The 13,174-nt window shown below is 68.6% G+C and carries 14 protein-coding genes; 7 read left to right on the top strand and 7 right to left on the bottom strand.

Annotated elements, in window-relative coordinates; genetic code table 11:
- Position 1 precedes the first annotated feature (1 nt).
- Both V5G24_RS02110 and V5G24_RS02105 read left to right on the top strand, forming a co-directional pair.
- The gene (locus tag V5G24_RS02110; RefSeq protein WP_394079082.1) at positions 2-463 is read left to right on the top strand and encodes a GNAT family acetyltransferase; all 462 of its coding nucleotides are present in this window, start codon (positions 2-4) and stop codon (positions 461-463) included.
- Positions 464-555: 92 nt separating this feature from the next.
- Positions 556-2,427 carry a sulfatase family protein gene (locus tag V5G24_RS02105; protein ID WP_394079080.1) on the top strand — a complete coding sequence of 624 codons (1,872 nt, stop codon included), beginning with the start codon at positions 556-558 and terminating at the stop codon, positions 2,425-2,427.
- Between the two features lie 69 nt (positions 2,428-2,496).
- Here V5G24_RS02105 and V5G24_RS02100 read toward each other — a convergent pair whose 3' ends face one another.
- The 3 genes from V5G24_RS02100 to ygfZ all read right to left on the bottom strand — a co-directional run bounded on the left by V5G24_RS02100 (position 2,497) and on the right by ygfZ (position 4,692).
- Positions 2,497-3,102 carry a TetR/AcrR family transcriptional regulator gene (locus V5G24_RS02100; RefSeq protein ID WP_394079078.1) on the bottom strand — a complete coding sequence of 202 codons (606 nt, stop codon included), beginning with the start codon at positions 3,100-3,102 and terminating at the stop codon, positions 2,497-2,499.
- 151 nt (positions 3,103-3,253) lie between these two features.
- Positions 3,254-3,844, bottom strand: coding sequence for a DNA-3-methyladenine glycosylase I (locus V5G24_RS02095; protein ID WP_394079076.1), 591 nt, complete (start codon positions 3,842-3,844; stop codon positions 3,254-3,256).
- A complete protein-coding gene (gene ygfZ / locus V5G24_RS02090; protein WP_394079074.1) occupies positions 3,841-4,692 on the bottom strand; it encodes a CAF17-like 4Fe-4S cluster assembly/insertion protein YgfZ in 852 nt (283 codons plus the stop codon). The genes V5G24_RS02095 and ygfZ overlap by 4 nt, the downstream gene beginning before the upstream one ends.
- Positions 4,693-4,803: 111 nt before the next feature.
- On the opposite strand from ygfZ, the gene V5G24_RS02085 reads away from it, so the two are divergent.
- The gene (locus V5G24_RS02085) at positions 4,804-6,144 is read left to right on the top strand and encodes a dihydroorotase (protein ID WP_394079072.1); all 1,341 of its coding nucleotides are present in this window, start codon (positions 4,804-4,806) and stop codon (positions 6,142-6,144) included.
- Between the two features lie 535 nt (positions 6,145-6,679).
- On the opposite strand, the gene V5G24_RS02080 is transcribed toward V5G24_RS02085, so the two are convergent.
- From V5G24_RS02080 to V5G24_RS02070, 3 genes are all read right to left on the bottom strand, one after another.
- Positions 6,680-6,943 (bottom strand): hypothetical protein, encoded by a 264-nt coding sequence (locus tag V5G24_RS02080; protein ID WP_394079070.1) that lies wholly within the window; start codon positions 6,941-6,943, stop codon positions 6,680-6,682.
- Positions 6,944-7,069: 126 nt separating this feature from the next.
- A complete protein-coding gene (locus tag V5G24_RS02075) occupies positions 7,070-7,489 on the bottom strand; it encodes a TIGR02301 family protein (protein ID WP_394079068.1) in 420 nt (139 codons plus the stop codon).
- A 47-nt stretch (positions 7,490-7,536) separates the two neighbouring features.
- On the bottom strand, positions 7,537-8,049 hold the full coding sequence (locus V5G24_RS02070) for an NUDIX hydrolase (protein WP_394079066.1): 513 nt from the start codon (positions 8,047-8,049) through the stop codon (positions 7,537-7,539).
- A 61-nt stretch (positions 8,050-8,110) separates the two neighbouring features.
- Between V5G24_RS02070 and V5G24_RS02065 the strand changes: the two genes are divergently transcribed.
- Entirely contained in the window at positions 8,111-8,749 is a 639-nt protein-coding gene (locus V5G24_RS02065; protein ID WP_394079064.1) for an HD domain-containing protein, read from the top strand.
- Positions 8,746-9,252 (top strand): tyrosine phosphatase family protein, encoded by a 507-nt coding sequence (locus tag V5G24_RS02060; protein ID WP_394079062.1) that lies wholly within the window; start codon positions 8,746-8,748, stop codon positions 9,250-9,252. Before V5G24_RS02065 ends, V5G24_RS02060 begins: the two co-directional genes overlap by 4 nt.
- A 160-nt stretch (positions 9,253-9,412) precedes the next feature.
- Here the strand turns inward: V5G24_RS02060 and V5G24_RS02055 are convergent, their stop codons facing one another.
- Entirely contained in the window at positions 9,413-10,372 is a 960-nt protein-coding gene (locus V5G24_RS02055; RefSeq protein ID WP_394079060.1) for a class I SAM-dependent DNA methyltransferase, read from the bottom strand.
- A 90-nt stretch (positions 10,373-10,462) separates the two neighbouring features.
- Between V5G24_RS02055 and V5G24_RS02050 the strand changes: the two genes are divergently transcribed.
- Together V5G24_RS02050 and V5G24_RS02045 are read left to right on the top strand one after the other, a co-directional pair.
- Entirely contained in the window at positions 10,463-11,518 is a 1,056-nt protein-coding gene (locus tag V5G24_RS02050) for a ligase-associated DNA damage response exonuclease (protein ID WP_394079058.1), read from the top strand.
- Positions 11,515-13,158, top strand: a complete 1,644-nt coding sequence (locus V5G24_RS02045; RefSeq protein WP_394079056.1) for a cisplatin damage response ATP-dependent DNA ligase — start codon at positions 11,515-11,517, stop codon at positions 13,156-13,158. Before V5G24_RS02050 ends, V5G24_RS02045 begins: the two co-directional genes overlap by 4 nt.
- The last annotated feature ends 16 nt before the right edge of the window (positions 13,159-13,174 follow it).

Here is a 13,174-nt window from a genome sequence, read left to right as displayed (position 1 = left end):
CATGGCCGATACCGCAGAGACGCTCCGCGCGAACGTGCACGCCCTTCCCATCGGCCACATGCGCGACGCCGATGTGGATGCCCTGGTCTCGCTCTGGGAGCGCGCCGGCCTGGTGCGTCCCTGGAACGACCCGCGCGCCGACATCGCGCTCGCCCGGCGCGGCCCCCATTCCACCATTCTCGTCGCCCGCGATTCTGCCGGCGCGGTGGTGGGCTCGGTGATGGCGGGCCATGACGGGCACCGGGGCTGGATCTATTATCTCGCCGTGGACCCGGACCTCACCCGCCAGGGCCTCGGCCGGGCGCTCGCCCACACCGCCGAGGATTGGCTGAAAGCACGCGGCGTGCCCAAGCTGATGCTGCTGGTACGCCCGGAAAACGAGCAGGTGCGCGCCTTCTACGCCGCCAGCGGCTATATCGAGGAGCCGCGCATCATCTTCTCCAAACGCCTCGACGGAAAATAGGCGACCGCCGGTCCCTTCTCGCCCCTTCCCGCCCGGCTCAAGGTGCGGCATTCTCCGCCCGGCTCAACCGAGGCGGAAGCCGGGAGGCGCACGTGGCCGAGGATAAGACGTCGGATCCGACATCCCCATCGCAGGCTTCATGCCCATCGCAGGCTTCATCCCCCTCGCAGGCTTCGGGCGATGAAAACCGCCCACAAAATCCCGCCCGGCGCCTTCTGGTGGGCAGCGGCGCGGCGCTGCTCGGCGCCCATCTCCTGCCCGATCTCGCGAACGCCCAGCCGGCGAAGTCCGCCTCCCGCCCGGCGGTGAGCGTGGCGCCCGAGCGCCCGCCGGCGGGCTACAACATTCTCTTCATCCTGGTGGACCAGGAGCATTATTTCGAAAAATGGCCGTTCCCGGTGCCGGCGCGCGAATGGCTGAAGGCGAACGGCATTTCGTTCGCGAACCATCAGGCGGCCTCCTGCGTGTGCTCGCCGGCGCGCTCGACCATCTATACCGGCCTGCACATTCCCCACACCGGCGTGTTCGACAATGCGAACTCGCCCTGGCAGGCGGACATGGCCACCAGCATCAAGACCATCGGCCATCGCCTCGCCCAGCTCGGCTACCACGCCGCCTATCAGGGCAAGTGGCATCTCTCCTATAATCTCGACAAGGCCAAGCACGCCGACGAGGCGCCCATGGCCGAATATCGCAAGACCATGGAGAGCTACGGCTTCCAGGATTTCTTCGGGTTCGGCGACATCACCGACACCACGCTCGGCGGCTATGATTACGATGCCACGACCTCGGCGTTCGTGGAGCGCTGGATGCGCACCAAGGGGCTCAAGCTGAAAGAGTCCGGAACGCCCTGGTATCTGGCGGTGAATTTCGTCAATCCGCACGACGTCATGTACGTGAATTCCGACATGCCGGGTGAGACCGTGCAGGGCAGGAAATCCGCCATGGCCATCGCCCGGCCGCCCGACGACGATATTTATGCCGCCAAATGGGACGCGCCGCTGCCCTCCACCCGCAGCCAGCCCTTCGATGCGCCCGGCCGCCCGCCGGCACACCTGATCTATCAGGACGTGCAGGACACGCTGGTGGGCGCGTGGCCGGACGAGGACCGGCGCTGGCGGGTGCTGCGGGATTATTATTTCAACTGCATCCGCGACTGCGACCGGCAGGTGGACACGGTGCTGACCGCCCTGCGCCAGACCGGCATGGACGAGAACACCATCATCGTCTTCACCGCCGACCATGGCGAACTGGGCGGCGCGCACCAGATGCGCGGCAAGGGCAATTCCACCTATCGCGAGCAGAACCATCTGCCGCTCATCGTGGTGCATCCCGCCTATCCGGGCGGCGCTTCCTGCCAGGCCGTGACCTCCCAGGTCGACCTCACGCCGACCCTGCTCGCCCTCACCGGGCTTACGGCGGACCAACTGAAGGCGGCGGGCGAGGGACTGGCGGGACGCGATTTCTCCCCCTTGCTCAAGGCCCCGGCGAAAGCCGCGCCCGAGACGCTGCGGCCGGGCGCCCTGTTCTGCTACGACATGCTGCTGTTCCAGGATGCGAAATGGATTACGCGGATGGAGGCGATCACCCGTTCGCCCGATGCCACGGGGGCGCAGAAGCGCGCGTGGCTGGAGCAATACGAGCCCGATTTCGCCCAGCGCTGCGCCATCCGCAGCCTGTTCGACGGGCGCTATCGCTTCTCGCGCTATTTCGCCCCGCTCACCTTCAACACGCCCGCCACCTATGAAGACCTGCTCGCGCTCAACGACCTCGAACTCTACGATCTGCGCGAGGATCCGGAGGAGAAGCGCAACCTCGCCCACCAGGGCGCGAACCGCGACCTCGTGATGGCGATGAACGCCAAGCTCAACGCCCGGATCGCCGAGGAAGTGGGCCTGGACGACGGCAGCTTCCTGCCGCTGAAGGATGGCAAATGGGTGCTGCCGCGCGCGGATCAGCGGTAGAGCATTTTCGAGCGAAATGGATACCGGTTCGCGCCAATAAATTGTTATCCCACAATGGGTTATAGCACTTCATTGTTTCCGTGAAACAATGAAGTTCTCCAGGGATAAGGGATTGTTGGCGCGCCGGGCGGTCTTGACCAGGGTGCGGGCGGCGCGTGCACCGGCGGCGATCAGCTCCGGGTCGCGTCGGATGAGGAACAGGATGAGCGTGCCTTCCAGCACGATCATAATCTCGGATGCGAGCGCCGCCGAGCCCAGCGCCTGCGCCAATCGCGCTTCGATGGCTTCCTTGTGGGCGCGCGCCACGCGGTTCGCCGGATGGTCCGGCAAATCGGCCATTTCGGTGACGATGCGGGTGAAGCCGGAGCCCATCCAGCCCGGCGCGCGGGTCCAGTGGGCCAGATCCACAAAGACCGTGTCGATGCCGCCCAGCGGATCCGCCTCCAGGGCCGAGATCCAGCGCGAGATGCGCGGCATGGATAGGGCGGCGGCATATTCCACCACGGCCGTCAGCAGCGCATCCTTGCTGTCGAACGTCTGATAAAGCGTGCGCTTGGTGAGCCCTGCGGCGGCGGCGATCGCCTCCATGCCCGTGCGCTTGAAGCCGTAGGTGTAGAATTGCGTATAGGCGGCCTCCAGGATGCGGCCGCGTGCCGGACTCTCGGTGGGGGACACGGGACCTCCCGGTGGTTGTATACTCACAAGTGAGTGTACCCGCTCGCACACGTCGCCCGCATGAAGGTCCGACCGAAATGTCGGCCTCTGCGACAACCCGTGTCTTTATCTCCGCGCATTCCCCTTCGCGCATTCCCCTAAGCGCCTGCCGCTATGCGCCCAGATCCGCCCGGTGGCAGTCCACCAGATGGTCGTTCACCAGCCCGCACGCCTGCATGGCGGCATAGACGATGGTGGGGCCGACGAATTTGAAGCCGAGCGCCTTCAATTCCTTGGAAAGCGTCACCGAGGCCGGCGTCTGCGCCGGGATGTCGGCAAGCGTCTTCGGCCGGTTCATCTGAACCTTGCCGTCCACCGCGCCCCACATGAGATCGGCGAAGGAACGCCCGCGCGCCTGCCAGTCCAGATAGGCGCGGGCAGAGAGCACCGCGCCCTCGATCTTGGCGCGGTTGCGCACGATGCCGGCATCGTTCATCAGCGCTTCGATCTTGACGGCGTCGTAGCGGGCGATCACATCCGGCTCGAAGCCGTCGAAGGCGCGGCGGAAATTGTCGCGCTTGCGCAGGATGGTGATCCAGGCCAGCCCGGCCTGGAATCCGTCCAGCAGCAGTTTTTCGAACAAGGCGCGGTCGTCGCGCTCGGGCACGCCCCATTCGGTGTCGTGATAGGCGACATAGAGCGGATCCGTGCCGCACCAGGGGCAGCGGCACTTGCCATCGGCGTGCGGGGTCAGGAGGCTCACGCGTCCCCCATCGCGAAGGTCGCCCAATCCGGCCGGCGCAAAATGATCTCGACCCCGCCCGCCACCAGCGGCAGGCCGGCGGCGCTGGCATCGGCCGCGCGGTCGAGCCGCACCAGCGCGATGCCGTGGCCTTGGGCGGAGGAGCCGATGTGGCCCACGGTCTTCTCGCCGGCGCGAATCTCCGAGCCCTCCTCCGGGGCGAATTCGAACAAAGCCTGAACCGACCGGGTGCGGGCGGTGCCGCGATGCTGCATGCGGCTCACCACTTCCTGGCCCACATAGCAGCCCTTCTTGAAATCCACCCCGCCGAGCTGGTCCATGTCGGCCTCGTGGGGGAAGGCGTCGCCATAGGCGAAGTCCATGCCGCCTTGCGGAATGCCGAGCGCGATGCGGTGGGCGTGGTAGGCGGCGGCGTCCCCGCCCAGCGCCTCGGCCTCGGCGCGCGGCAACACCAGACGCTCGCCCATGGCCGCGAGGCGCGGATCGGGGAACGCCTGGGCGGAAGCGGGCGCGGCAGGCGCATCGGCGCCGAAGCGCGCCGCCACCGCGAGCTCCTCGTCCAGCGTGAACTCGACCTTGGCGCGCAGCAGATACATTTTCAGGCGCTTGAGCAGGTCATCCTTCAGCGCGCGCGGCACGTCCAGCAGGAAGAATTCCGGCTCGCCGGCCGGCGCGTAGAGGAAGAAATCGGCGATGATCTTGCCTTGCGGCATCAAAAGCGCGCCGAAGCGCGCGCCGCCGGTTTCCAGCCCCGCCACGTTGCAGGTGATGAGATTGTGGAGGAACTTGCGGGCGTCCGGACCGCCGACGTGGATCACCGACCGGTCGGCGAGAGGGGCAATCGGCATGGCCATGTCCTTGTCAGATGTTACAGACATACTTAAAGCCGCGCAGCAGCCCCCTCAAGGGCCGGCCCCGTACATTAGAGCCGGCCCCTCCAGATTAGAGCGAGCCCCCACATGGCGGATACCTTCGACTTCATCCTCAAGGGCGGCAGCGTCGTGACCCCGGCGGGCGAAGCGATGCTGGACGTCGGCGTCAGCGCCGGCCGCATCGCCGCCCTCGGCCGCCTCTCCCCGCGCGCGGCGGGCGAAACCATCGATTGCACCGGCCTCACCATTCTGCCGGGCGTCATCGACACCCAGGTGCATTTCCGCGAACCGGGCCTGGAGCAGAAGGAAGATCTGGAAACCGGCTCCCGCGCGGCGGTGATGGGCGGGGTGACCGCCGTGTTCGAGATGCCGAACACCACTCCCCAGACCACGGACGCCGCCGCGCTGGAAGACAAGATCGCCCGCGCCACCAACCGCATGCATTGCGATTTCGCCTTCTATGTGGGCGGCACCCACGAGAATGTGCGCGACCTGCCGGAGCTGGAGCGCCTGCCGGGCGCGGCCGGGGTGAAGGTGTTCATCGGCTCCTCCACCGGCTCGCTGCTGGTGGCTGATGATGCCGGCGTGCGCGAGATCCTCAAAGTGATCCGCCGCCGCGCCGCCTTCCATTGCGAGGATGAGCCGCGCCTGAATGAGCGCCGCTCCATGCGCATGGTGGGCAATCCCGCCTCGCACCCGATCTGGCGCGACGATGTCGCCGCCCTCATCGCCACCCAGCGCCTCGTGAACCTGGCGCGCGAGGTGGGCGCGCGGGTGCATGTGCTGCATGTCTCGACCGCGCAGGAGATGGAATTTCTCGCCGGCGCGCGCGACGTCGCTTCCGTGGAAGTCACCCCCCATCACCTGACGCTCGCCGCGCCCGATTGCTACGAGCGGCTCGGCACGCTGGCGCAGATGAACCCGCCGGTGCGCGGCGCGCGCCATCGCGATGCCATCTGGGCGGCGGTCACCGACGGCGTGGTGGACGTGCTCGGCTCCGACCATGCGCCCCACACGCTGGAGGAGAAGGCCAAGACCTATCCCGAAAGCCCCTCGGGCATGACCGGCGTGCAGACCCTGGTGCCGCTGATGCTGGACCAGGTGGCGAACGGCAAGCTCTCGTTGCAGCGGTTCGTGGACCTCTCCAGCGCCGGCCCGGCGCGGCTGTTCAACATCGCCTGCAAGGGCCGCATCGTGGTGGGCTATGACGCCGACTTCACGGTGGTGGACCTCAAGCGCCGCGCCACCATCACCAATGCCTGGATCGCCTCGCGCGCCCAATGGACGCCCTATGACGGCAAGGAGGTCACGGGCTGGCCGGTGGGCACCATCGTGCGCGGCAACAAGGTGATGTGGGAAGGCGAGCTGATCGCCCCGTCCCACGGCGCGCCGGTGCGGTTTTTGGAGACGCTGAAGCCGGGCGGGTGAGATCGCGCCACGCCGCGCCCTGCGCGCGACCCCCTCCCTGCCCTCCCCCGCAAGCGGGAGAGGGTTCGCCCCGCGCTTGCGGATGGAGCGTTCCTCCCAGCCCCCGCCAGATCGCCCCCTCTCCCGCTTGCGGGGGAGGGCTGGGGAGGGGGCGGGAGAGCGATTGGGAGGCTAGCCAGGCAAGCGCGCTACGGACTTGGGCGCGCGCCCGTCCCCGCGCCTATTTGCCCCGCGCTTACGGATTGAGCGCTCCTCCCTGCCCCGCCAGATCGCCCCCTCTCCCGCTTGCGGGGGAGGGCTGGGGAGGGGGCGGGAGAGCGATAGGGAGGCTAGCCGGGCAAGCGCTGCGGACTTGGGCGCGCGCCCGTCCCCGCGCCTATTTGCCCCGCGCTTACGGATGGAGCGCTCCTCCCAGCCCCCGCCAGATCGCCCCCTCTCCCGCTTGCGGGGGAGGGCTGGGGAGGGGGCGGGAGAGCGATGGAGAGGCTTAGCCGGGCAAGCGCTGCGGACTTGGGCGCGCGCCCGGCTCCCCGCCTTATTGGCGCTGGCCGATGATGGTATATTCGCCCTTGCGGATGCGGCCGGCGAGGCCCTCCACATAGGTGGCGCAGGCTTCCTCGCCATAAACAGCGACCAGCGTGCGCAGGGCCGTGAACAGGGCCGCCTGCACCAGGCAATCCTCATCCAGCCCGTCGCGCAGGGCCTCGGTCCAGGCATCGTCGAGATAGCTGAAGGCGACATGGCGCTCGTCCGAGCCCAGTTCGGCGATGTCCTGATGAGGAAGGGTCGTGCTGGACAAGAGAGGCCTCCGCGCCGCGCCCCATGGCCGGGGCGGCACGAATACCTACCACGTTCCGGGGCGCCGTCGCGGAACTTCTAAACGAAAGGTTAACCGCCGCACCGGCAGGAGCCGCCTTTTCCCCGCTCAATTTCCGCCGAAGCGCACGGCGATGTCGTGGGCAAGCTTCGCCCCTTCGGTCAATTGGCGCTGCACCGCCGCCGCCGCTGCCGGGGTGCAGGCGCGATAGACCTGGGCATAGCTGGAATAGCCCTGGTTGAAGGCCGCGATCAGCTTCGCCCTGCGCTCGTCCGAGGGCTGCTCGGCCTCCAGCAGATCCTGCATCTGCACGCGCCAGCTCTGGCCTTCCGCCGTCATGCCGCACAGCGGACGCAGATAATGCAGCCCGCCCAGAAGCTCCGCGAGCTTGAGCATGTCGCCCTCATAAGGCGGGGTCGAGCCGTCCGCCGCCCGTGCGGACCCGCCCGAAACGCCGAGCGCGACAGCCAGCAGCAGGGCGAGGAGAAAGCGGGGCACGGGGAAAGGCGACGTGAGGAAAGCCGACATGGCGCCACTCGTGCCGCGCGGCGCCCGCGCGGTCAAGATGGCCGCGCTCACGAGGGCGCGTGCGCCAGGGCCTGCGGCTGATCCGCCGCCGCTCCCTCTGCGACCCCCTCCGCCGTCGCCCCCTCGGTGGCCAGCAGACGCGCGGCGCGATGCACCACGTCGGCGAGGCCGTGGGTGGTGGCGAGGCCCGCCACCTCCTCGGGATGGAACCAGCCCACCGCCACCGCCTCGTCGCTCAACACCGGTTCCCCGGCGCGCCAGAGCGCGGCATGGGCCGCCACCACGAAATGGCTCGTCAGCGTGCCGTCCGCGTCGCGGGAGATGAAATCAAGCGCCGCCGCGAGGCCGATGATGTCCGCCTCGACCTGGACTTCCTCCCTCACCTCGCGCGCCGCCGCCTCCGCCAGGGTCTCGCCCGGCTCGACCCGCCCGCCGGGCAGGCTCCACAGGCCCTTGCCGGGGGCATAGCCGCGCTGGGCGAGCAGGACCAGCGGGCCGCGAAACACGGCGGCGCTGGCGGCGAGGGTCGGGCGGACGGCGTCGGCCATAAGGGAAACCATCGGGTTGTTCCAGGCTGGAGGAAGCTTACCTTCTCGGATTCAAAGGAGCACGCGATTCGTCATGGCGGCGATTTCCACCGGACCCGGAGCCGGCCCCCTACCCAAAGCGAAAAACCCGCCGCGCGCGTGGCAGCGCATGCTGTCCGGCCGGCGGCTGGACCTGCTGAACCCCTCGCCGCTCGACATCGAGATCGAGGATATCGCCCACGGCCTTGCCCGCGTGGCGCGCTGGAACGGGCAGACGCGCGGGGCGAACATCTTTTCCGTGGCCCAGCATTCCCTGCTGACCGAAAAGCTCGCCCGCCGCGCGGTCGGCGACATGGATCTGCGCTGGCGGCGCGCGGTGTTGCTGCACGATGCGCCGGAATATGTGATCGGCGACATGATCTCGCCCTTCAAGGCCATGATCGGCGGCGACTACAAGGCGGTGGAAGCGCGCCTGCTGGCTGCCATCAGCCTGCGCTTCGGCCTGCCGCCGGAATGGCCGCAGGCCCTGACGCGGATCGTCAAAACCGCCGACCGCGCGTCCGCCTATCTGGAAGCGACCCATCTTGCCGGCTTCGCGGCCCCGGAGGCGCGCGCCTTCTTCGGCCGCCCGATCCGCCTCGACGCGGAGGCGGAGAAGGATTATCTCACCCCTTGGCCGGCTGAAACCGCCAAGGAACGGTTCCTCACCCGGTTCGCGGAGCTAACGCCATGATCCATGTCTGCTCCCTCGCAAAGCTGCACGAGACGGTGGAAGAAACCGGCGCGCGCTACATCATCACGCTGGTCGGCCGCGAGACCCTGCTGACGCGCCCCAACAATGTGGACGCCGCGAACCATCTGTTCCTCTCCATCAACGACATCGTCAGCGAGGTCGAGGGCATGGTGACGCCCGGCGAGGCGCATATGAACGAGCTGCTGGAGTTCGTGCGCGCCTGGCCGCGCTCCGCGCCGCTGGTCATCCATTGCTATGCCGGGGTCTCGCGGTCCACGGCTGCGGCTTATGTCACGGTGTGCGCGCTGCTGCCCCATCGCGACGAATTCGAACTGGCGGTGCGCCTGCGCTCCGCTTCGCCCACCGCCACGCCCAATGCCAAGATCGTATCGCTGGGCGATGCCGCGCTCAACCGCAACGGCCGCATGATCCGGGCGATTTCCGCCATCGGCCGCGGGCGCGACTGCATGGCCGGCGAGCCGTTCCAGCTGGCGCTGGACTGAGCTTGCTTGTTCCCCTCACCCCAACGCTCTCCTCACCCCAACGCTCTCCCCGGCGGGGAGAGGGGGCATGGCGGGACGGGGGAAAGGCCGGCGCTTGAGGGAAAGCGCGAAACCCTCCCAATCCGCCCCATCGCATCCCCTCTCCCCGCCGGGGAGAGGGCTAGGGTGAGGGGGACGCGCAGGGTGAAAGGGGGGCGCGCCGCGCCACGCACACCAGCCCCGGCACCGGAACGCCCTTTTCGGTGCGGGTGGAAACCGGATCCAGTACCGAGGGCACGAACCCCGCCGTCGTCAGCGTATCCGCCACATGGGCGCGGCCATGGGCATAGCGCAGGGTATCGCGCAGGATCATTCCCGCCCCGTCATGGGTCTCCAGGGTGAAGGCGAGCCAGCTGGCGGGCGCGAGCGCGCGTGCCGCCGCGTGGAACACGCCCTCCAGCGTGCCGAGATAGCACAGCGCGTCCGCCGCCAGCACAAGGTCCGCCCCGCCCGCCGGCTGGCCCTTAAGGAAGGCCACCATCTCGCCCGCCTCAAGGGCGGCATAAAGGCCGAGGTGCCGCGCCTTCTCGATCATGGCCGGGGAGAGATCCACGCCGACCAGCGCCTCCACCATCGGCGCGAACACCGGCGCGGCGAGCCCGGTGCCGCAGCCGAGATCGATCGCGCGATGAAAATGCGGCGGCACGCCGGCGGCCGTGCAGGCGGTCCGCACCGCCGCGTCCAGCACCTCGGGCCCGCGATAGGCGAGGCCCTCGCGCAGGGCGGTGTCGAAGCGCGGGGCATATTGATCGAACAAGGTGCGCACGAAGGCGGGCGACATGGCGTCCCCCACCCCGCGCGCGCCGAGCCGCGCCAGCCGCAGGCCGGCGCCGAGCATGTCGGCGTCATCGCGCGCAAGCACGTTCTCATAGGCCTCGATCGCGCCGGCGCCATCGCCGGCCGCCGCGCGCGCCTCGCCCAGCAGGAACCAGGCGGCGATGAAATGCGGCGCCTCGGCGACGAGGTCGGCCAGCATGTCGCCCGCAACCTGCGCCTCGCCATCGTCGAGATAGGCGCGCGCCCAATCGAGCCGGCGATGCAGCGCCGGATCGCCGGACAGGGGAACGGGAAAGATCGACACCTTGAAGCGGACTCCCCCTGAAGGCGACGCCCGGAAACCAAGCGCCGCACCCTCGCGCCTTCGGCGCTCCACCCCATATAACCGACAACCATGCGTCCGGACGAACTTCTGCACCCTGCCCCGGGTGGGCTTTATTGTCCCAAAGGGGATTTCTTCATTGATCCAACGCGCGCCGTGCCGCGCGCGCTCATCACCCACGGCCATTCCGACCATGCCCGCGCGGGCCACGGCCATGTGCTCGCCACCCGCGAGACGCTGGACCTGATGGCGATTCGCTACGGCGCCAATTTCGCCGGGGCGACCCAGGCCATCGCCTATGGGGAGAGCGTCGAGATCGGCGGCGTCACCGTCACCGCCCATCCCGCCGGCCATGTGCTGGGCTCGGCGCAATTCGAACTCTCCTGGCGCGGCTGCACCATCGTCGCCTCGGGCGATTACAAGGATGCGCGCGATCCCACCTGCGCCACGTTCGTGCCGGTGCGCTGCCATGTGTTCATCTCGGAGGCGACCTTCGGCCTGCCGGTGTTCCGCCATCCCGATGCCGCCACTGAGACCGCCAAGCTGATGAATTCGCTGCATGTATTTCCCGAGCGCGCGCACATCGTCGGCGCCTATTCGCTCGGCAAGGCACAGCGCGTCATGGCGCTGCTGCGCGCGGCGGGGCATTCCGCCCCCATCTACATCCATGGCGCGCTGGAGAAGATCAGCGCCTATTATCAGGCGTGCGGCATTCCGCTCGGCGACATCCGCCTTGCGAAGGAAGCGAAGAAAGCCGATTTCGCCGGCGCGGTGGTGATCGCCCCGCCCACCTCGATTACCGACATCTGGTCGCGCAATTTTCCCGACCCCGTCACCGCTTTTGCCTCGGGCTGGATGCGGGTGCGCGCCCGCGCCCGCCAGCGCGGCATCGAATTGCCTTTGGTGATTTCCGACCATGCGGACTGGGACGGCCTCACCGCCGCCATTTCCGCCACCGGCTGCGAGGAAGTGTGGGTGACCCACGGCGCCGAGGATGCGCTGGTGCATTGGGCCATGACCCGGCAATTGCGCGCCCGGCCGCTCCACATGGTGGGCTATGGCGAGGAGGAGAACGAGGCCCCGCCCGCCGCGCCCGCGCCCGCTTCCCCACCGGAGGCGACGCCATGAACCGCTTCGCCGCCTTGCTGGATCGCCTCGCCTATGAGAGCGGCCGCAACGCCAAGATCCGCCTGATGGCGGATTATTTCGCCACCACGCCGGATCCGGAGCGCGGCATCGCGCTCGCCGCGCTTACCGGCGCGCTCTCCTTCACCAATGCCAAGCCGGGGCTCGTGCGCGCGCTGATCCAGGAGCGGGCGGACCCGGTGCTGTTCGCCATGTCCTATGATTATGTGGGCGACCTGTCCGAGACCGTCGCCCTCATGTGGCCCTTGCCCGAGGGCGCGGCGCCGCCGGACCATGCGCCTTTGCTCTCGGAAATCGTCCACGGCCTGGAAACCTTGCCCAAGCGCGCCTTGCCCGGCCAGCTCGCCGACTGGCTGGACGGGCTGGACGATACCGGCCGCTGGGCGCTGCTGAAGCTGATCACCGGCGCGCTGCGGGTCGGCGCTTCCGCGCGGCTCGCCAAGACCGCCGTGGCCACGCTGGGCGGTCTTGCGCCCGACGAGGTGGAGCTGGTGTGGCCGGGCCTCGCCTCGCCTTATCTCGATCTGTTCGCCTGGGTGGAAGGCCGCGCGCCGCGCCCGGAAAACCTCGATCCCGCCCCGTTCCGCCCGGTGATGCTCTCCCACGCGATCGAGGAGAGCGATTTTACCGCCCTCGATCCTTCCACCTTCGCCGCCGAATGGAAATGGGACGGCATCCGCATCCAGGCGGTGGCCGGGGTTTCGCCCGAGGGGGAAAGGATCGTGCGGCTCTATTCCCGCACCGGCGAGGACATCTCGCCCGCCTTTCCCGACCTCGTGGACGCGCTCGATTTCGAGGGCGCGATGGATGGGGAATTGCTGGTGGTGCGCGAGGGGCGGGTGCAATCCTTCAACGTGCTCCAGCAGCGGCTGAACCGCAAAACCGTCACGCCCAAGATGCTGCGGGATTATCCCGCCCATATGCGCGCCTATGATTTGCTGGTGGAGGCAGGCGAAGACCTGCGCGAACAGCCCTTCGCCGCGCGCCGCGCCCGCCTCGCGGCGCTGATCGCGCGCACCGCCGCGTCCCGGCTCGATCTTTCCCCCTTGGTGCCGTTCGCGAGCTGGGAGGCGCTCGCCGCCGCCCGCGCGGATCCGGCTTCCGCCGGCGCCGGGGTGGATGCGGAAGCGGTGGAAGGGGTGATGCTGAAGCGCGCCGATAGCCTTTATCTGCCCGGCCGGCCCAAGGGTCCCTGGTGGAAATGGAAGCGCGATCCCCACACGGTGGATGCGGTGCTGATGTATGCCCAGCGCGGCCACGGCAAGCGCTCGTCCTATTATTCCGACTATACCTTCGGGGTGTGGACGCAAGCCGAGGGGGTGGACACCCTGGTGCCCGTGGGCAAGGCCTATTTCGGCTTCACCGATGAGGAATTGCTGGCGATCGACAAATTCGTTCGTGAGGCGACAGTGAACCGCTTCGGCCCGGTGCGCGAGGTGCTGCACGAGCCGGACGCCGGGCTGGTGCTGGAGATCGCCTTCGAGGGGCTCGCCCGCTCCACCCGCCACCGCTCGGGCATCGCCATGCGCTTTCCCCGCATCGCCCGCCTGCGCTGGGACAAGCCGCCGCGCGAGGCCGACCGCCTGGAGACGCTGGAAAAGCTGCTCGGGGCGGAGGGATAGGCCGGCGACGGGACGA

Source organism: Roseixanthobacter finlandensis (assembly GCF_043195105.2).
Classification (GTDB): domain Bacteria; phylum Pseudomonadota; class Alphaproteobacteria; order Rhizobiales; family Xanthobacteraceae; genus NCEH01.
The sequence above is the reverse complement of the archived record's forward strand: the minus strand, read 5'-3'. Positions and strand labels throughout refer to the sequence as shown.

What these genes read in the sequence shown, in the direction of transcription:
- V5G24_RS02110 (WP_394079082.1), top strand. Translation starts at nt 2, where the DNA reads ATGGCCGATACCGCAGAGACGCTCCGCGCGAACGTGCACGCCCTTCCC.
- ygfZ (WP_394079074.1), bottom strand. Translation starts at nt 4,692, where the DNA reads ATGCCGATTGCCCCTCTCGCCGACCGGTCGGTGATCCACGTCGGCGGT.
- V5G24_RS02085 (WP_394079072.1), top strand. Translation starts at nt 4,804, where the DNA reads ATGGCGGATACCTTCGACTTCATCCTCAAGGGCGGCAGCGTCGTGACC.
- V5G24_RS02075 (WP_394079068.1), bottom strand. Translation starts at nt 7,489, where the DNA reads ATGTCGGCTTTCCTCACGTCGCCTTTCCCCGTGCCCCGCTTTCTCCTC.
- V5G24_RS02070 (WP_394079066.1), bottom strand. Translation starts at nt 8,049, where the DNA reads ATGGTTTCCCTTATGGCCGACGCCGTCCGCCCGACCCTCGCCGCCAGC.
- V5G24_RS02065 (WP_394079064.1), top strand. Translation starts at nt 8,111, where the DNA reads ATGGCGGCGATTTCCACCGGACCCGGAGCCGGCCCCCTACCCAAAGCG.
- V5G24_RS02060 (WP_394079062.1), top strand. Translation starts at nt 8,746, where the DNA reads ATGATCCATGTCTGCTCCCTCGCAAAGCTGCACGAGACGGTGGAAGAA.
- V5G24_RS02050 (WP_394079058.1), top strand. Translation starts at nt 10,463, where the DNA reads ATGCGTCCGGACGAACTTCTGCACCCTGCCCCGGGTGGGCTTTATTGT.
- V5G24_RS02045 (WP_394079056.1), top strand. Translation starts at nt 11,515, where the DNA reads ATGAACCGCTTCGCCGCCTTGCTGGATCGCCTCGCCTATGAGAGCGGC.